Origin of the sequence: Pseudoalteromonas sp. T1lg23B, from assembly GCF_002964665.1 — a bacterium.
Taxonomy (GTDB): Bacteria; Pseudomonadota; Gammaproteobacteria; order Enterobacterales; family Alteromonadaceae; genus Pseudoalteromonas.
Map to the genome: position 1 here is coordinate 725665 of NZ_PQBZ01000034.1, position 18623 is coordinate 744287.

The following is an 18623-nucleotide window of genomic DNA, read 5'->3' on the forward strand; positions in this document are numbered from 1 at the left end:
ATGAAAAGCAACGCACTTTAGCAAGCAGTTTTTGGCTCTAAACAATCAGTTGCTCAACTATCGAGCGTTATCTTTGCAAGCTTGCTGAAAAATCCAGCATACGGTTCAGCGAGCGTAATGCTCCTTCACGCAAGTCCATATCCACAAACACTTCTTTTCCTTGTGGGTCAACAAGGGCTTCTTCTATCGCTTTTAAGCCATTCATTGCCATCCAAGGGCAGTGTGCGCAACTCTTACATGTCGCGCCCTCACCAGCTGTGGGTGCTTCAAAAAACTCTTTCTCAGGACATAGCTGTTGCATTTTATAGAATATGCCACGGTCTGTAGCAACAATGAACTTGTTGTTTGCCATCGTTTGTGCAGCTTTAATCAACTGGCTGGTGGAACCAACCGCATCAGCTAACTCAACAATTTCCGCAGGCGACTCAGGGTGTACTAACACGGCCGCGTCAGGGTATAACGCTTTCATGTCTTTTAACGCTTTGGTTTTAAATTCGTCATGAACGATACAGGCACCGTTCCACATGATCATATCTGCGCCCGTTTTCTTTTGGATATATGACCCTAAATGTTTGTCTGGGCCCCAGATGATTTTCTCACCTTGTTCATCCAAATGCTCAACAATTTCAAGTGCACACGATGAGGTCACAATCCAATCAGCACGAGCTTTAACAGCTGTTGATGTGTTAGCGTAAACCACAACTTTTCTATCTGGGTGTTGATCACAAAACGCTGAGAACTCATCGATTGGACAACCGACATCCAATGAACAGGTTGCGGCAAGTGTTGGCATCACCACAGTTTTGTTCGGTGTTAGGATTTTTGCGGTCTCCCCCATAAAACGCACACCTGCGACGACGATGATATCCGCATCGTGCTTAGCACCAAAACGCGCCATCTCTAACGAATCAGCCACACAACCACCAGTCTCCTCAGCCAATGCTTGGATCTCTGGATCTGTATAATAGTGGGCAACCAAAACTGCATTTTTCTCTTTTAACAAAGATTTGATGCGCGCTTTATATGCCAGCTTCTCGTCATCAGACAAAGGGGCAGGCTTAGGAGGAAAAATATAATCCTCGGGCATGATTTGTTCAGCTAAACTCATTTTTCGACCACTGTAGTCATATTGCATAATTGCAGCGAATTATACGTAAACGAGCGCAAGAATCCTAGTCAATGACGACCATAAGAAAGAATAATTAAGAATATATTAAAAGGGGAGTATCTGGGAATGGTGGGTCATGATGGACTTGAACCATCGACCAATGGATTAAAAGTCCACTGCTCTACCAACTGAGCTAATGACCCGCTCTAAAATCGAGAATAGTTTTTTTGAATGGTGGGTCATGATGGACTTGAACCATCGACCAATGGATTAAAAGTCCACTGCTCTACCAACTGAGCTAATGACCCGCTCAAAAAAAGAGAATAGGTTTTGAATGGTGGGTCATGATGGACTTGAACCATCGACCAATGGATTAAAAGTCCACTGCTCTACCAACTGAGCTAATGACCCGCTCTGAATTCAAAACTAATTTTGTAAATGGTGGGTCATGATGGACTTGAACCATCGACCAATGGATTAAAAGTCCACTGCTCTACCAACTGAGCTAATGACCCGCTCGGGTTATCCTAAATATTGCATTGATGGTGGGTCATGATGGACTTGAACCATCGACCAATGGATTAAAAGTCCACTGCTCTACCAACTGAGCTAATGACCCGCTCTAATATCAATACATATCTGTAAATGGTGGGTCATGATGGACTTGAACCATCGACCAATGGATTAAAAGTCCACTGCTCTACCAACTGAGCTAATGACCCGCTCGGATAACATTTACAAAATAAGTGGTGGGTCATGATGGACTTGAACCATCGACCAATGGATTAAAAGTCCACTGCTCTACCAACTGAGCTAATGACCCACTTAGTGCAGCAGTTTGATTTGAACCAATCGCCTGCTGCGGGCGCTTATAATACTTATTTAAAAAATGAGTGCAACTGAAATACGTAGTTTTTTTCAGTTTTTGTGTCTAAGCGCCTAATTTTAAACCATTGTGGCAAAAAATCACGCCATTTAGATCTTCGCAAGACGTTCTGTGGCTAATTTAGCAGCAGTCGTACTTGGGTATTCCGAGATCAAAGTATTTAAGATTTGCTTAGCTAAATCCAAGTTACCCTGCTTTTGATACAAGGCACCTAACTTTAACATCGCATCTGGACGTTTGTTCGATTCAGGAAACTGCTCTACAACTGTTTTAAAATGTATCACAGCATTTGCGTCATCATTCTTTATCGACTGTAGTTGCCCTAACCAGTAATGTGCGTTTGGAATATACACCGATTGTGGGAAAGTTGCTAAAAAGTTCTGAAACTCAGGGATCGCAGCATCATATCGCTTGTCCTGCATGATCAACGCTACAGCACGGTCATATGCTTCATTCTCATTTAAGTCATTGCTGATGGCTTGTGAGCTGTCTACAGTCGTTGCAACCGAAGTACTATTTGATTGCTCATATACCTTAGATACCCGATTTTCAATTTCTTGATACAGTTCACGTTGACGCTGAAGCACTTTCTCAAGCTTGTAGCTTTGCTCTTCTGTCACACCACGAACTTGACTCACTTCGTCTTGCAATAAATTGAGCTGTTGTTGTAACTCTATTTGCAACATATTACGTGTTTGCATCATGCGCTCTAATTGCGCAATACGTTGCTCTAAAGAACCTGGGTTATTTGCAGCTTCAGAAACAGGAGCGGGAGCAGCCCAGACTTGGGTGCTCCCGCTTAGTAATAGTAGAGCTGCCAGAATATTATTCGGCTTCATAATCTCTCTTACTTATTAGTATACAAGCACCGCGCGACGGTTTTTAGCAAACGCTTCTTCTGTGCGTGATTTAACCATTGGCTTTTCTTCACCATAGCTAACAACAGAAATTTGGCTGTCTGAAACACCTAAACTTTGTAGATATTTTTCAACCGCTTTACCACGGCTCTCACCTAGTGCGATATTGTACTCAGGCGTACCACGCTCATCCGCGTGACCTTCAATCAGTACTTTCACGCTTGGGTTCTTAACTAGGAAATCTGCGTGAGCTTGTAATAGCTCAGCGTACTGGCTTTGAATCGTTGACTTATCAAAGTCAAAATAAACGATTTGCTCTTGACGCAACGCTTCATACTTTTCACGTAACTTCTCTTCTGCTGATTTTTCACGAGAAATAGTATTTACGTCTACTTGATTGTTCGCATCATTAGTTGCAGCCTGGTTGCTTTCATTTGCTGCACCTTCATCAACACTTGAAGAAGAGCTACATGCCGCTAGCGTCATTACTGGTAAAGCCACCAATAGCGCTTTTAAAGTTTTATTAAGTTGCATCGAGTATATTCCTATTTGTAAAATTCAAACCAGCAAAATTGTTATAAAAATGGCGACCAGGCCGGAGCCTTTACTTGTCCATCCGAAACGGGAAGTCGCGCTTTAAATCGACCATCCATAGACACCAAAGCCAGTACCTGCTCGTTGTTATGTAGCGTGCTATAAATGATCATTGAGCCATTTGGTGCAATACTGGGAGATTCATCTAAACGCGTTCTCGTCAATACTTGAAACAGCCCCGATTCTAATTCTTTTTTAGCAATATGATATTTGCCAAGCGTTCTATTCACCATAATCAATTGTTGACCATCAGGGCTAATAGATCCAGCAAGGTTCATATCGCCGTCAAAGGTAATACGCTTTGACCTACCAGTCTGTAAATTTAACTTATATATCTGGGCATTACCACCCCTTTCAGACGTATACACAATTTCTTTACCATTTGGATGCCAAGATGGCTCAGTATCTATACTACGGTGCTTAGTTAAACGTCTTGTTTGTTTGGTTTTAAGGTCCATAAGATAGACTTCTGTGGCGCCCCCAGAATCTTTTGATAGCACAAGAAGTAACTGTGTCCCATCCGGTGAAAACTGAGGTGCGCCATTGATACCTGGAAAGCTAGTCATCACTTCTCGCTTTCCGGTGTAGAGATCTTGAATGATAATTTGCGATTGACGGTTTTCAAAGGTCACATAAGCCAACTTGTTACCATCTGGTGACCATGCAGGCGACATCAGCGGCTCTTTTGAACGCAATAGAACTTGTTCGTTATAGCCATCGTAATCCGCTACAACTAATTGATAAGGTTTATCTTCGCCATCACGTACAATAACATACGCAATTTTGGTACGAAATGCGCCACGTTCGCCGGTCAACGACTCATATACCACATCACTGATTTGATGTGCATAACGTCTAAACCCTTCGCTCGTAATGATACTTTGTCTGGCTTCTTGAATATGGTCTTGGCTTTTCATCAGCTTGCCATTACTCATCATGCGCGTTTCGCCCCCTGTTATCTGGGCACGAATAACATCAATTAACTCATACTTTACTAAATATCTTCCGCCAGGTTGCTGCTGTACAGACCCAACAACTATGGCCTCAACCCCCTTTTCTACCCAGGCGTTGTAGTCCACATCTTCATCACTGGTTGGTAGCTGTGGCATGTCTGCAAGCGCTAGAGGCTTGAACTTACCACTGCGCATCAAGTCAGCAGCAATCACGTCGCTGAGCTGTGATGGTAGCTGACCAACCCCGTCAAACTTAAATGGCACAATAGCTATCGGTCTGGCACTGTCTATGCCTTCCGTTATGACAATTTCAAGTGCAGCGTTAGCCACACCATGAATGCCAAAAGCAACTATGATTAACAAGTTTCTCAATCGGTTAAACATAAGTTTCCTTTATAAATTGGGTTTAATGGTTAAATTAATATTTTTTAGTTCTTCAAACACATCTTTTTCTTTTGATACCGGCAACGTATCGGCCATTCGTACCGCTCTAAGTGCAGCATCACAAACTAGCTTATCACCGCCTAAGGAGGTGACGCTCGTCACCAGACCGTTGAACGCTAAGCGAATGTTAACTCGACACTCTTTACCGCGCATCTTTTCATCCGTTAGCAAATTCTGTTGGATCCGCTGTGTGATCAATGCTTGATATTTCTCTACCTCTGTAAGCACTTGTTGCTGACGTATGCGGTTTCTTGCCGCTTGCTCTTTAGCCAATTGCTCTTGTAACATTTTTTCTTCAAGGGCTTTTTGACGTGCAACTTCAGCTTCTTCAGCCTTACGCTTCTCTTCCGCCTCTCGACGTTTTCTGGCTTCTTCTGCTTTACGTAACGCATCTTCTTCCGCTTTACGTTTATCGGCGGCTGCCTTAGCTGCTTTTTCAGCCGCTAGTTTTTCCTGCTCAGCTTTTTGCGCTTTTTCACGCTGCTTTTTCTCAATTTCACGCGCTTTTTTGGCTTGTGCTTCAGCTTGACGTTTTTCTTCTTCCTTTGCTTTACGTTGCTGCTCTAACTTGGCAATCCGACGAGCTTCCGCTTCACGGTCTTGTCTAGCTTGCTGCGCACGTCTTTCGAGATCTCGAATACGCTTCTCTTCCGCCTTCTTCTGCGCGTCTTCTTTTTGCTTTAGTTCTGCAATTTTCTTCTCTACTGCATTTTGATCAACTGAAATCGCCGAAACCACCTTTTCCGATTGGGGTGTTTCGGGCACATTAAGCGTGACTTGCATTACCGTGGGCGTGGGCACTTTAAAAGTTGCACTGGCAAAAAGAAAACCTGCAATCGCAAGGTGTAAAAGTAAAGATTTTAACAATCCGCTTTGTAGTGAGCCCATGGCTATTCCTCAAATGATTTCGTCATTAAACCCACCGACGGCACACCCGCATTCTTTAAAAAGTCCATTAGAAGTAGAACTTCTTGATATGACACTTTGCCTGAGCCTTTAATCATCACCGGAGTTTCTGGGTTTTGTTGCAGCTTAAGCTTAATAACCGCAGCAACCTCAACCGCATCCATCGGTGACTCGGGATCTGTTCCCACACTCACATAGTATCGCCCTTGTGAGTCAATGCTAGCAATAATAGGGGGCGCATCTTTAGTTTCAACTAGATCAGACTCCTGCATTTGTGGCAAATCAACTTTTACCCCATGAGTGATGAGCGGTGCCGTAGCCATGAAGATGATCAACAACACCAACATGACATCGATGTAGGGTACAACATTTATCTCCGCCATTTGGCGGCGTTTCTTCCGCACATACATATTACTTCGCCTCTGCAGAATTTGCGGTCTGACGGTGAAGAATATTTGAGAACTCTTCCATAAAGTTAACGTATTGAGTTTCAGCTCGCTCTACATCTTTCGCAAAACGGTTGTAAGCCATAACTGCTGGAATCGCGGCAAACAAACCCATTGCAGTTGCTATCAAAGCTTCTGCGATACCCGGCGCAACCATCTGTAAAGTTGCCTGCTTTACCTCGCCCAAAGCAATGAACGCATTCATGATCCCCCAAACAGTACCAAATAGACCGATATAAGGACTGATTGAACCCACCGTTGCCAAAAAAGATAAACCAGATTCTAGTTTTTCAATTTCACGTGATAAGGCAACGCGCATAGAACGGTGTGTGCCTTCTATCACCATCACCGCAGAAGGTGTACTACTTTTTTTGTGACGGGCAAACTCCTTAAAACCTGCCGCAAATAGTGCTTCTAATCCTGATGCGGGTACTGTTTTGGCACTTACTTCACCGTATAATTTACTGAGGTCCATACCAGACCAGAACTTACGTTCAAACTCTCTCGCTTCAGATACAGCCCGGCCAAGAATTCCTTTACGCTGAAAAATAATGGCCCAAGAGGCAATCGACATCCCAACCAGTGTTAGCATCACAAGCTGTACTAATAAACTTGCTTTTAAAATTAGATCAATAAAATTGAGTCCCGATTCCACTTTTTTATACTCCTAACGATTGTGTTTCGGCCGATGGCCTGCTACTTCACTCAATTGACTGTAAGCGACTATAAATGTTCAGTTAGTTTACTCACACATGCCAGCGCTTACAATCTCATTACCGTGAATTACAGCTATTTGGCGACAAAGTGCGCAAAAATGTAACAACTCTCTCTCCCTCTCAAAAAAAACAACCCTAAAGGATTAGAGACGCATTTTTAGCCTACACATAAAATGCGTATTTATTACTAATTTATGCATAAATCAAACGCTTTATGCATAAATCGCGAATAAAGTAACATATTTATATTGGTAAGACCAATTAACAACAAATAAACTAATACTCACAAATTGTGCAAAAACAAGCCAATACCAATAAAAACAATATGTTACATACTCATTAAGCACAAAAAAACAACACTCATTGAGATAACAACAAAACCTGATATTAGTTTTTTTTATCTGAAAATAAAATTTTTCTAGTTTGATGAAATGCAAAAACATCTTTAATATACACCCTGTACTGAGCACACAGCATGATGAATGCACAAGCACAGTTGTTAGTAATATGATTTCTGATTTGTCGTATTACTGTTGATAAATGCATATTGGATAAAACCACTGTTCATTTATCAGTTCCCTGGATTACTTCCTTCAACTTGTTGTTTTGCCCGCTATCTTAGCGGGCTTTTTTTTGTCTTGAATTTGTGTGACAGTGTATCGGCAAAGCCTTAACCTTGACTGAAAGTGAACAGATTTATTGCACAGAGAGAAGCTGCAAACCTAGGTAAGAACTAGGCTTGCGGTGTTAAGTTAAAATGAAGATACGCCGCATTAGAAGCAATACGACCTCGGGGAGTCCTTTGTATAAAACCTTGCTGGATCAAAAATGGTTCAATAACGTCCTCTATCGTTTCACGTTCTTCACCGATTGCTGCAGCCAAGTTGTCTAAACCGACAGGGCCACCCATAAACTTTTCAATGATGGCCAACAGATATTTACGGTCCATATAATCAAACCCACATTTATCTACATCCACCATCTCCAGAGCCTGTTGCGCGATGTCTACACACACCTTCCCATCCCCTTTTACTTGTGCAAAATCGCGAACCCGTCTTAACAAGCGATTGGCGATACGAGGAGTGCCTCTTGAGCGTCTGGCAACCTCATCAGCACCTTCTGGGCTAATGCTTAGGTCTAAATAAAATGCAGAACGGGAAATGATCTTGGCAAGATCTGCCACCGAATAAAATTCTAGGCGCTGCACGATACCAAATCTGTCCCTCAGGGGTGACGTCAACGAGCCTGCACGAGTTGTTGCGCCTATTAGAGTAAAAGGCGGTAAATCGAGCTTAATTGAACGTGCTGCCGGCCCTTCACCAATCATAATATCCAACTGATAGTCTTCCATCGCAGGATATAAAATTTCCTCTACTTGTGGGCTTAGGCGATGGATCTCGTCTATAAATAAAACATCCCCCTCTTCAAGGTTAGTCAGTAAGGCGGCTAAGTCTCCCGCCTTTTCCAACACTGGTCCAGAGGTTGTTTTAATATTCACTTCAAGTTCGTTGGCAACGATGTTAGCTAAGGTCGTTTTACCCAGTCCCGGAGGCCCAAATATCAATAAGTGATCCAACGCTTCGTCACGTGTGCGAGCAGCCTGAATGAATATTTCCATCTGCTTCTTTACATGCGCTTGCCCGGTGTAATCAGCCAGTAACTTAGGACGAATTGCCCTGTCGACAACATCTTCATTGCCCTGTACTTCTGGTTCTATTAATCTGTCGGCTTCTATCATAATGGCTTACATCATAGATTTGAGCGCTTCTTTGATCAGCGTCTCAGTGCTCATATTTGGTTGCGATACATTTTTAACCGCTTTAAATGCCTGTGCTTGTTTATAGCCTAATGCAAGTAAAGCAGCAACCGCATCATCCGCTGGAGTATCTGCAACTGTTGGGTTTTGCATTGGTTCAAGTACCGCAGCATCACTAAATGGCGTTAGCAGATCATGGCCAAAATTCTTCAACCTATCCTTCATTTCTAATACTAAACGTTCAGCGGTTTTTTTCCCAACTCCGGGGATTTTAACCAGCGTTGTCGCATCTTCATTATTTACACACTGTATAAATTGTTCGGCTGACATACCAGATAAAATAGCTAATCCTAGTTTAGGGCCAACCCCATTGGCCTTTATCAACTCGCGAAATAATGCCCGCTCTTTTTTATGGTTAAAACCAAATAGTAACTGTGCGTCTTCACGCACCACAAAATGTGTATAGACTGCTGTTTTCTCGCCTATAGCAGGCAGTTCATAGAAGCAGGTCATCGGCATCTGTACTTCATAGCCCACTCCTGCAACATCAAGTAAGATTTCCGGTGGTTGTTTTTCTAATAATGTACCACTGAGTCGTCCAATCATGCGTTTTCCTATCTAAGTCTGCGCCTTACCGTTTTGGTTGCACTGCCAGCAAGACGAATTAAATTTTGTTCTGAGTGAGCATGGCAGATTGCAATAGCTAGGGCATCGGCAGCATCCGCCTGTGGCGTACCCGGTAGTTTGAGGATTCGCTTAACCATCTCTTGTACTTGAGTTTTTTGCGCGCTTCCAGTACCAACAACGGCTTGTTTAACCTGCCGAGCAGAATACTCATTCACAGGCACATCTTGCATAGTTGCGGCAACAATCGCCGCGCCTCTGGCTTGGCCAAGCTTTAGAGCAGAATCGGGGTTGTGCGCCATAAAAACTTGCTCGATAGCAAAGCTGCTTGGAGAGAATTGTTCGATTAACTGACTTACCCCTTGGTAAATCATTTTCAACCTAATAGGAAATTCATGCTCTCCAAGTTTAATACAACCACTGCCTAAATACTGAAACTTTGAACCTTGGTGAGAGATCACACCATAGCCAGTAAAACGGGAACCAGGGTCTATGCCTAAAATAATTGCCAATATACTTACTCAGTCATTAGGTTTTGTGCATAATGCCAAAATACTGTATGAATTACCAGTTATAAGTCTTAGAGTTTAACGTCCTTTTTAATTGCGCTTACACCTTCGTCAGAAATAGAGCACACTAATAAACTTGGCATCTTGGTGTTCGTGCACGCCAACATTCGTCCCGTCTCATCCCATATAGCGTTCTTCCCTGCACAAGTCCATCCACCTGTAACGGAAATATGATTACTAAGCAGTACAGGAAACTGATTTGTTGTAGCTATCTGCGCTAAAAGTTTGCTGTCTGGCATATAGCCCGCTTGAGAGATTAGCGCACTCACAAGATATACATCGGCGTTTGCTTTTGCCGCGTTTTGACTGTGTTCAGGCGCACAAAAATCAGCGCAGACGGCCAAAGCTATGCGATATTGCTTGCAATTAAACACATAGTCTATAGAACCTGCACTGCAATAGCGCTCTTCACCAGAGTGTAAAAACTGTTTCGAATAAAACTCAACGTCACCATTTGCAAAACAAATCACCGCACCAATAGTCGGTTTTTCTGATGACTGACTACTTAACGGACAGCCAGCAATCACCATAATATTATTTGCCATTGCCGCCTGTGATAGCCCCTTGAAATTTTCCGCCTCTGGCTCAACAGCCAACGTATTCAACAATTCCAATTCATAACCACTAAGCGATAACTCAGGAAAAGCGACAATATCGCACCCGAGCTCTGATGCCTGCGCTATCATGGCCATGTGAGTCTTTAAATTTTCGGTGACATCACCTTTTACAACCGGCGACTGTGCCAAGCCAATCACAATCTGCTCACTCACTTCAACTCCTAAAAACATTCTTAAACAGCTGTGAGCCTAGAACTGCTCGCTGTAAACCTTAAAACTAGGGTGTTAATCTCTTAGACATGACTTGCACATCTACGCCGCAATAAGTCACGCGCTCCAAGCTTTGCCATCCCACGCGCCTATACAGGCCCCCCTCTAGCGCTTCTGTTTGCAAAAATAACTCTTTGATACCAAATGATTTTGCTACTTGTTCAACACTATCAACCAAGGCTGTAGCCACTGCTTGCCCGCGCCATTTGGGTGCCACAAACACCCCTCCGAGCCAATGCTCTCTGTCTGGGTAAATAGACATTTCTCGGTACTTAAGCTGCGCAACACCAATCATTTGTTCGCCTTCCAAAGCAACAACGATAAGTGGCATACAGTCACGATTGAGGTACTCATCGAGTTGTTGCTCAAATAACGCTATTGATGCATTGTCGATAATATCTCCCCATTGCTCAAAATACCATTTGGCCACCAGCGGCTTCAGCTCTACCTTGTCAGCTAAAAATAAAATATCCACGTTGTTGTTCCTTGTCGTTTTGGACTTTCAATGTTTTGAGGTGAAAACCACATCTGGTGATTTTCACCTTTTATCAGTGATACTTAACCCCCATGAGATGCAAAATTGCTCACATCTTGCAGCCAAGTATTACGCTGCGCTTCATCTGCCACTATCACCCCACCAAACAAATTTACCGCAGCTTTTTCAATACCGCAAAATTGCAATGTAAATAAATCTAGTTGTTCTAATACAGGCTTGGCCTGCACCTGCATGAAGTCGCTCGGTGCATCCATAGTTAAAATTATACGGGCTGACTTACCACAAAGATGTGGAGTCGGTAATGGATTAGCTTGCTCATAGCTAAACGCAAACCCAGGTAAAAAGGTCCTATCAAATAGTCCTTTGAGTTTTGCTGGTAAACCGCCCCACCAAATTGGTGAGACGATTACGATATGTTCAGCCCATAATAGCGCTTGCTGAAACTGCACCAAAGCAGGCTCTAGAAACTGCTTTTGATCATACCCTGCTACTAGGTTGGGATTAAACTCCATAGTGGATAGATCAAAGCGTCGTACTTGTGCATACTCTGTTGCCGCTATTTCGTAACGGTCGCTCAACTGCTTTGAAAAGCTCTTTTCTTTTGGGTTACCATTTAGCAATAATATATGTTTCATCGTTACTCTCTATTTAGATTAGAAAACGATGCTGAGTTTAAGCTCTCCCCTTAACGGCAGAGTCAAGTACTTTTGGACATGACTCTATGGCACTAATACATTGACTCACCTTAGCGATATTATTGCTAATACGTAGCACTTGCTCTTGCATCTCTATTTTTAGCTGTTGTAAAAATAGATTGATCCGTTCCCAGTCTACTTGATCATTTTGATAGACAATCACGCCTTTTAATTTCGCCAACGTCACACCAAGCTCCTTGGCTTCTCGGATCAGCTTTAATACTTCCACATCGCTTGCCGTATATACACGATACCGCCCTTGTCTTAAGGGCTTTTTGATAAGGCCCTTTTGCTCGTAAAAGCGGATAGCTTTTACCGACAAGCCTGTTTGCCTTGCTACTTCACCAATAAACACTACTTATCCTTCGCGACGTCTAAAATAACCGCGTTATTCACTAAAATTGTTAATATTGATTTCCATGGGCTGATATACCAACCCCTCAGATACTGCAATATCGCCGACACTAATAAAACCATACCGCTCATATGCCGACACAGAAGTCGTGGATGCGTGGACCGTAAGCTTAGTATTTGACGCGCCACGTTTGAGTGAAGACAGCAACCTGCGACCGACCCCTTGTTTTTGGTATTCTGGTGCCACAAACAGCATAGCGATATGCTGACCTTGCTTAAGTTCTACGTAGCCTGCCACACGGCCATTAATGACGGCAACCAACATTAAGTTATCCTGCGCCATGCGCTCAGAAAGCGCTGTACCACTGGCTATTCGTTTAAATGTCACAATTCCTTGTTCAGATAAAGTGTCAGCCACTGAATTCATAAATGATGACATACATACTTTACTGACTTCATCGCAATCATCGTGTGAAAGTTCCCTTATAACCATTAAAGTTACCCATTATTTCAACTGTTATAGATGTGACTTTTTGCGCTCGCAGAGAATGCTCAAACATAGACTCTGCGGTGTAACTGGCCTAAAAATGTAAGCACTGTTTAAGCAATCACATGTTTCATTTTATGACCACCGGTTACTTCAAACCCATTAGATTTGTAAAACTCTACCGTGCCTTTGTACTGTGGTAACGGTGGTGTGCACAACTCTAACCTCTTCCATCCCTGTTGCTTGGCAAGTTTTACAACCGACTTTAACAACTCCTGTCCAATACCCTTAGAGCGATACTCTGGCATCACATAAAATTCTTGAATAATACCGAATTGACCTTCTGCGTACAGCGAATAGCTTTGGCATACCGATGCAAAGCCAACAATCTGGTCAGCATCAAAGGCTGCCATCACCTGATAAATACCGTTGGAAACATAGTTTTTGCATAGATCAATCGCAAGCGGCACATCTACGCTGAAGTGCTTTGTGCCTGTTCGTTCAGTAATTTCATTGGTAAGACAAACTGCAAGCATCGCAATTTGTTCAGATTTGGTTGAGTCAATAGTTTGGTATTTCATGCGCTCTCTCCTTGTACGCTTATAGAATGTGAAGGCAAAACGTCACCACGCTAAGTCATAACTTGATAACACTTTTCTTATAACAAATATTAATAATGAATTGATGACTAATACAAGTAATATCTAGCAATAAAACAGAACCTTATTTAGGAACATATGTAAACAGTTATTTGTCGTAGGAACCTTGCACAACACAAATAAAAAAGGCGACCTAAAGGCCGCCTTTTTCAACAATCGCAATAATTATTCACTGTCAATTTTTGCTTGTTCCACACTAATGGCTAGCTCTTTAAGAGCATCAGGGTTAGCCACGCTCGGCGCGTTAGTCATTAAACAAGACGCCTGAGTTGTTTTCGGGAAGGCGATAACATCACGAATATTATCAGTACCACATAATAACATGACTAAACGGTCTAAGCCGAACGCTAAACCAGCATGTGGAGGCGTGCCGTACTTCAATGCATCCAGTAAGAACCCAAATTTGTCTTGCTGCTCTTGCTCGTTAATGCCCAAAATTCTAAACGCAGCCTGTTGCATCTCATTGTTATGAATACGCACCGAACCGCCGCCAACTTCATAACCATTTAACACCATATCGTATGCGTCAGATATTGCACCTGCTGGGTTTGCTTCCAGTTCTGCTCCTGAAATATCTTTCGGCGCAGTGAATGGGTGGTGTACCGCGTGTAACGTGCCTTCGTCATCTTCTTCAAACATTGGGAAGTCAACAACCCAAAGCGGTGCCCACTTGTTCAAGTCTGTTAGTTCAAGATCAAGACCCACTTTCAAACGTAAAGCGCCCATTGCTTCATTAACAACATTTCGCTTGTCAGCTCCAAACAGAATGATGTCGCCTGTTTGTGCGTTGGTACGCGTAAGTAATGCTTTGATCACGTCTTCATTTAAGAACTTAGCAATTGGTGATTGCACACCTTCTACACCAGCGGCAAGATCATTAACCTTCATCCATGCCAAGCCTTTAGCACCGTATATACCAACAAACTTGGTATATTCATCAATTTGCTTACGTGATAACGATGCACCACCTGGAACAGTCAACACTGCAACGCGACCTTTCTCGTCATTTGCAGGGCCAGATAGTACTTTAAATTCAACATCTTTCACTAAATCAGCAACGTCAACCAATTCCATCGGGTTACGTAAGTCTGGCTTGTCTGAACCAAAGCGACGCATCGCTTCGCTGTACGCCATAACTGGGAATTCACCCAAGTCGACACTTAACAACTCTTGCCACATTTCACGAATTAGCTTTTCAGTCACTCCGCGCACTTGATCAGACGTCATGAACGAGGTTTCAATATCGATTTGCGTAAATTCTGGTTGACGGTCTGCACGTAAGTCTTCGTCACGGAAACACTTAACGATTTGGTAATAACGGTCAAAACCCGACATCATCAACAATTGCTTGAATAATTGTGGAGACTGAGGCAAAGCATAAAAACTACCTTTGTGTACTCGACTTGGCACTAAATAATCGCGCGCGCCTTCTGGAGTAGCTTTGGTCAGTACTGGTGTTTCAATATCTAAAAAGTCATTGTTGTCCAAGAAACGACGTACAAAGCTACTGGCTTTTGCACGTAATTTAATACGGTCACTCATTTCCAAGCGGCGCAAGTCAAGATAACGATACTTTAAGCGACGCTCTTCAGAGTTTTGCTGATTAAAGTCCAGCGGTAACGGTTCAGAGCGGTTAACAATGGTCAACGCCGTGCCTAAGATCTCAACCTCGCCTGTAGCCATATCTTTATTTATCTGGCTATCAGGACGAGCGCGAACAGTACCTTTAACTTGCACACAGAACTCTTGACGCAACGTGTTTGCTGTATCCATTAACCCTTCAACTTCCGGGTCAAAAACGATTTGCACCAACCCTTCACGGTCGCGCAGGTCGATAAAAATCAAGCCACCTAGGTCGCGGCGTTTATTGATCCAACCGCATAGTTCTACTTCTTGTCCAACATGGCTTTTGTTTAAATTTCCGCAGTATATAGAGCGCATAGTATTCCTGTGTCTCAGTTACACAAGGCTGGTAACTGGCATTAATATGAAAAATTATCGGCGATTATATAAAATTCCTTGTCTGAATGTCATCCTAGATCCGATTTAGTTTCTAAAATTCGCCATCTTTATTACACTGTCACCATCAACAAACACATTAAACTCGATAACATGCTATACCTTGGCTGCCCACAGTGGAGTGCTTCTCATTGGAAGGGTCGTTTTTTTTCTTCCCATTGCCAACACAATCAGATGCTTCAAGAATATGCGCAAATTTTTAATTCTGTTGAAGGCAATACCAGCTTTTACGCTGACCCAAAACCCAGCTCAATCGCGAAATGGCGTAGTGATGTACCCGAAGATTTTAGATTTACCTTTAAAATTCCCAAGCGTATTTCTCATGAGTTGGCACTTCAAAATTGTCAGCGTGAACTCAAGCATTGGTTGACCTTGTTTGAACCAATTTTTGATAAAGTTGGACAGGTGATGCTACAACTGCCCCAGGCCTGTAGCCCGCAGTTTTTACCGCTCATCACCGCGTTTTGTGCTCAACTACCAAAGGCGCTGCCACTAGGTATTGAAATCCGTCATCTCGCATTTTTCGATAAAGCGGATAACGAACGCCGATTTAATCAGTTTTTGATTCAAAATCAATACAATAGAATTATGATGGATACGCGACCTTTGTTCAGTGAAGCCGCAACAACCCCAGCCATAGCTGACGCGCAAAGAAAAAAGCCGCGTGTACCATTGCATGTTATCGCCACAAGTAACGCGCCGATTCTACGCTATGTTGGATGTTCTGACTTGCAAGCTAACCGTCAGTTTTACGCTCCTTGGCTTAAAAAAATTAATCACTGGTTAGATGAAGGCAAAACACCCTATGTGTTTTTTCATACTGCGGATAATTATGACGCGCCGCTGTTGGCCAAACAATTTATTGAAGACCTTAAACGCCCAGATGTTAAGCTAGGCGTCTTTCCTGCTCAACAGCAACCACAGCAAACGAGTCTGTTGTAGACGTTTATTGAGGAGTTATAGTCAGACTTTGCCTCTGCTTGGCTCAAATCCTTCATATCTGGGGAGCGTAGCATCCAGGTCTTCCCAGTTTGCTTTACTGGTCACAAAATTATGTGATATTGGCCGCTCTTCAATGTCTGAGTCCAAAATTCCCAAACGTATTCTCAACTTACTGGGCAAATCAGCGTTGGAGCTAAATAAGGGACTTGCACAATGCACACAAAAATGTCGCTTTCGCCCGGGCTTAAACTCGAAGTATTTGATGGCGTCTTGGCCGCTAATAACGTGCACTTCGTCACGGTTCACAAAGCCGTTTGTTGCAAACGCCGTACCTGTAGATTTCCGACATAATGAACAGTGACAATGAATGATGTCACTGATCTTCCCTGTAATGCGCAATTGGATTGTTCCGCACAAACAACTGGCTTTATACATTGATTCTCCTTGCTATGATGCGTTTATTGCTCAATTGTGAGTATAATGAGTCGCCGTAGTATGTACCAAAAACTAAGCCATATGAACTTTTCACATTACTTTTTTCATTACCCTGAACATATTCAAACTCAGGTTCAGCAACTTATTGCATCGGGCCAGATTGAGCCGTATTTTAAGAAAAAGTACCCAGAAGCACATCAACTACAAAGTGAAAAATCATTGTATGAGTTTACCAATACGCTCAAACAACGCTATTTAAAGAATGCGCCAAAACTAAACAGTGTAAGATATAAAAAACAAAGTGACTTAGTAAAAAATGCTTTGGGAACCCATACATTTAAAAGCCATCAACACGGTGGAAAGTTAAAAGCAAAGCATGAAATTGCCATTGCAGAACAACTGAAAAACGCCCCAGAAGCATTGCTTAAGGTGTTAGTTGTACATGAGCTTGCACATTTTAAAGAGAAAGATCACAACAAAGCTTTCTATCAACTTTGTTGTCATATGGAGCCTGAATATCACCAGCTTGAATTAGATTTACGGTTGTTTTTGGTGCTTCAACAGCTACAACTGAGCTTTTATTGAAGGCTTAAAAAGTCCAAACAGATGTTCAATACTATCAAGATAACCAAGCTTGATCACCAGCCAAGCGCGAAGCACCGCGCCAAGTACAAAGCCAAAGCAAAATGCCCATGCTATCCCTAACAAACCAAACTGAGCCTGACAATACCACGCTAGCAACACCGTGACCGCCGTTGCAAACAGTAATACCCATAGATTATACAGTGGCTCACCAATCAGGTTTATCACACTGCTGGCACATATTCTCAAGGGAGTGATCAACTGCGCCAGTAGTAATATTAACAATAACGTATGACCGGACTCCATTTCAGGCTCTTGGTAAAGTGCTAACAACGGGTAAGCCGCAACAGCAAGCACGAGCACAAAAACTAAGTTACATACCCAAAACAGTCGCATAACACGGGCTATTTCGAAGCTATCTATCTGTTTCTTTAGTAACATAGGCTTGAGTACCAAACCAAAAGCATTGGATAAGATGGCCATTAATCCTGCAATTACCACAGCAGGATAAAACACGCTTACAGCTTTTGGGCCTAACCAATGATGTACGAGCAAGACATCGAGTTTCGCGACCAAAGCAACCCCCGCACCACTTGCAAGCAACCGCAAGGATGATTTGCACCAGTGCGCGGTTTGATAAGCTGGCTTGTCTTTTTCGAGCAATGGAAATATCAATACAAACTGCAAGATAACCACAATACTGATACTAGCTATCAATGCTTGACAGACCATTTCAAGTTGCAATGGCCCATGCTGAAAATACAAGTACGCGCAGCTTGCGGCCGTAAATATTTCGAACAATGATTGCTGTGTTAGCAAGCCACGTCGTTTCGCATCAAGTGCAATCAAAAAGCTGGCCTGACATTGCATAAGAGCACCAAGCGGGACGATAAAAAGCAAATATTCTAAATGTTCATTGGCCAGCGCATGTGGAGAAAACAACGCATATCCAAACAACACAACAGCCACAAAAATGATCCCAAAACTCAATGCTACCGCAAAGTAAACCCGTTTTAATCCTTGTAATAGTGCATGTTGCTGGCTTTCATAAAGAGGGTGCGCAATGCGCATGAGTGATGACACAAAGCCCATACTGGCAGGTAATAGTAGCACTTCGCACAACGCCAGTAAGGCCGCAAACGTGCCAAAATGTTCGGCACCCATAAAACGAGCTAACAGCAAAGTCATGATAACTCTACTTATATGATTAAGCCCAGTAAAGGTGCCGAGTGATAAAACGTGTTTTAAAACGTCCATGTTGGGAAAAT

21 protein-coding genes and 7 tRNA genes are annotated in these 18623 nt (G+C 42.8%); 2 read left to right on the top strand and 26 right to left on the bottom strand.

All coding sequences use genetic code 11. From position 1 onward, the window contains the following. Positions 1–67 precede the first annotated feature (67 nt). From nadA to aspS, 24 genes are all read right to left on the bottom strand, one after another. Positions 68–1108, bottom strand: coding sequence for a quinolinate synthase NadA (gene nadA, locus C2M32_RS11670; protein ID WP_105169286.1), 1041 nt, complete (start codon positions 1106–1108; stop codon positions 68–70). Between the two features lie 127 nt (positions 1109–1235). Further along, a tRNA-Lys gene (locus C2M32_RS11675) sits at positions 1236–1311 on the bottom strand. 29 nt (positions 1312–1340) lie between these two features. Then, positions 1341–1416: transfer RNA gene (locus C2M32_RS11680), tRNA-Lys, on the bottom strand. Positions 1417–1443: 27 nt separating this feature from the next. Next, positions 1444–1519: transfer RNA gene (locus tag C2M32_RS11685), tRNA-Lys, on the bottom strand. Between the two features lie 28 nt (positions 1520–1547). After that, a tRNA-Lys gene (locus C2M32_RS11690) sits at positions 1548–1623 on the bottom strand. Between the two features lie 28 nt (positions 1624–1651). After that, positions 1652–1727 (bottom strand) — tRNA-Lys (locus C2M32_RS11695). Between the two features lie 27 nt (positions 1728–1754). After that, positions 1755–1830 (bottom strand) — tRNA-Lys (locus C2M32_RS11700). A 25-nt stretch (positions 1831–1855) separates the two neighbouring features. Next, a tRNA-Lys gene (locus C2M32_RS11705) sits at positions 1856–1931 on the bottom strand. A gap of 152 nt (positions 1932–2083) precedes the next feature. Further along, positions 2084–2833, bottom strand: coding sequence for a tol-pal system protein YbgF (ybgF, locus tag C2M32_RS11710; RefSeq protein ID WP_105168584.1), 750 nt, complete (start codon positions 2831–2833; stop codon positions 2084–2086). 15 nt (positions 2834–2848) lie between these two features. Further along, positions 2849–3385: a peptidoglycan-associated lipoprotein Pal gene (gene pal, locus C2M32_RS11715; protein ID WP_105168585.1), complete on the bottom strand. Its 537-nt coding sequence runs from the start codon at positions 3383–3385 to the stop codon at positions 2849–2851. Positions 3386–3426: 41 nt separating this feature from the next. Beyond that, positions 3427–4782 (bottom strand): Tol-Pal system beta propeller repeat protein TolB, encoded by a 1356-nt coding sequence (gene tolB, locus C2M32_RS11720; protein ID WP_105168586.1) that lies wholly within the window; start codon positions 4780–4782, stop codon positions 3427–3429. A 9-nt stretch (positions 4783–4791) separates the two neighbouring features. Further along, positions 4792–5730: a cell envelope integrity protein TolA gene (tolA, locus tag C2M32_RS11725; RefSeq protein WP_105168587.1), complete on the bottom strand. Its 939-nt coding sequence runs from the start codon at positions 5728–5730 to the stop codon at positions 4792–4794. 2 nt (positions 5731–5732) lie between these two features. After that, positions 5733–6158, bottom strand: coding sequence for a protein TolR (tolR, locus tag C2M32_RS11730; protein ID WP_070991600.1), 426 nt, complete (start codon positions 6156–6158; stop codon positions 5733–5735). Between the two features lies 1 nt (position 6159). Continuing rightward, the gene (tolQ, locus tag C2M32_RS11735; protein WP_105168588.1) at positions 6160–6849 is read right to left on the bottom strand and encodes a protein TolQ; all 690 of its coding nucleotides are present in this window, start codon (positions 6847–6849) and stop codon (positions 6160–6162) included. 794 nt (positions 6850–7643) lie between these two features. Beyond that, entirely contained in the window at positions 7644–8648 is a 1005-nt protein-coding gene (gene ruvB, locus C2M32_RS11745) for a Holliday junction branch migration DNA helicase RuvB (RefSeq protein WP_105168590.1), read from the bottom strand. A gap of 6 nt (positions 8649–8654) precedes the next feature. Beyond that, the gene (gene ruvA / locus C2M32_RS11750; RefSeq protein ID WP_105168591.1) at positions 8655–9272 is read right to left on the bottom strand and encodes a Holliday junction branch migration protein RuvA; all 618 of its coding nucleotides are present in this window, start codon (positions 9270–9272) and stop codon (positions 8655–8657) included. 8 nt (positions 9273–9280) lie between these two features. Further along, the gene (gene ruvC, locus C2M32_RS11755) at positions 9281–9802 is read right to left on the bottom strand and encodes a crossover junction endodeoxyribonuclease RuvC (RefSeq protein ID WP_105168592.1); all 522 of its coding nucleotides are present in this window, start codon (positions 9800–9802) and stop codon (positions 9281–9283) included. A 68-nt stretch (positions 9803–9870) separates the two neighbouring features. After that, a complete protein-coding gene (locus C2M32_RS11760) occupies positions 9871–10629 on the bottom strand; it encodes a carbon-nitrogen hydrolase family protein (protein WP_105168593.1) in 759 nt (252 codons plus the stop codon). Positions 10630–10693: 64 nt separating this feature from the next. Next, on the bottom strand, positions 10694–11161 hold the full coding sequence (locus C2M32_RS11765; RefSeq protein WP_105168594.1) for a GNAT family N-acetyltransferase: 468 nt from the start codon (positions 11159–11161) through the stop codon (positions 10694–10696). An 83-nt stretch (positions 11162–11244) separates the two neighbouring features. Continuing rightward, entirely contained in the window at positions 11245–11817 is a 573-nt protein-coding gene (locus tag C2M32_RS11770) for an NAD(P)H-dependent oxidoreductase (protein ID WP_105168595.1), read from the bottom strand. Between the two features lie 37 nt (positions 11818–11854). Beyond that, a complete protein-coding gene (locus tag C2M32_RS11775) occupies positions 11855–12232 on the bottom strand; it encodes a MerR family transcriptional regulator (RefSeq protein WP_070984927.1) in 378 nt (125 codons plus the stop codon). 33 nt (positions 12233–12265) lie between these two features. Next, positions 12266–12724, bottom strand: coding sequence for a GNAT family N-acetyltransferase (locus tag C2M32_RS11780; RefSeq protein ID WP_105168596.1), 459 nt, complete (start codon positions 12722–12724; stop codon positions 12266–12268). A 107-nt stretch (positions 12725–12831) separates the two neighbouring features. Next, a complete protein-coding gene (locus C2M32_RS11785; protein WP_105168597.1) occupies positions 12832–13299 on the bottom strand; it encodes a GNAT family N-acetyltransferase in 468 nt (155 codons plus the stop codon). A 243-nt stretch (positions 13300–13542) separates the two neighbouring features. Further along, complete coding sequence (gene aspS / locus C2M32_RS11790) at positions 13543–15318, bottom strand: aspartate--tRNA ligase (protein WP_105168598.1); 1776 nt, start codon at positions 15316–15318, stop codon at positions 13543–13545. Positions 15319–15489: 171 nt separating this feature from the next. On the opposite strand from aspS, the gene C2M32_RS11795 reads away from it, so the two are divergent. After that, the gene (locus C2M32_RS11795) at positions 15490–16338 is read left to right on the top strand and encodes a DUF72 domain-containing protein (protein WP_105168599.1); all 849 of its coding nucleotides are present in this window, start codon (positions 15490–15492) and stop codon (positions 16336–16338) included. 21 nt (positions 16339–16359) lie between these two features. Here C2M32_RS11795 and C2M32_RS11800 read toward each other — a convergent pair whose 3' ends face one another. Next, complete coding sequence (locus C2M32_RS11800) at positions 16360–16773, bottom strand: GFA family protein (protein ID WP_105168600.1); 414 nt, start codon at positions 16771–16773, stop codon at positions 16360–16362. A gap of 81 nt (positions 16774–16854) precedes the next feature. Here C2M32_RS11800 and C2M32_RS11805 point away from each other — a divergent pair, with 81 nt between their 5' ends. Further along, complete coding sequence (locus C2M32_RS11805; RefSeq protein WP_105169287.1) at positions 16855–17358, top strand: M48 metallopeptidase family protein; 504 nt, start codon at positions 16855–16857, stop codon at positions 17356–17358. Here the strand turns inward: C2M32_RS11805 and C2M32_RS11810 are convergent. After that, the gene (locus C2M32_RS11810; RefSeq protein ID WP_158678211.1) at positions 17338–18612 is read right to left on the bottom strand and encodes a lipopolysaccharide biosynthesis protein; all 1275 of its coding nucleotides are present in this window, start codon (positions 18610–18612) and stop codon (positions 17338–17340) included. The genes C2M32_RS11805 and C2M32_RS11810 overlap by 21 nt on opposite strands. Between the last annotated feature and the right edge of the window lie 11 nt (positions 18613–18623).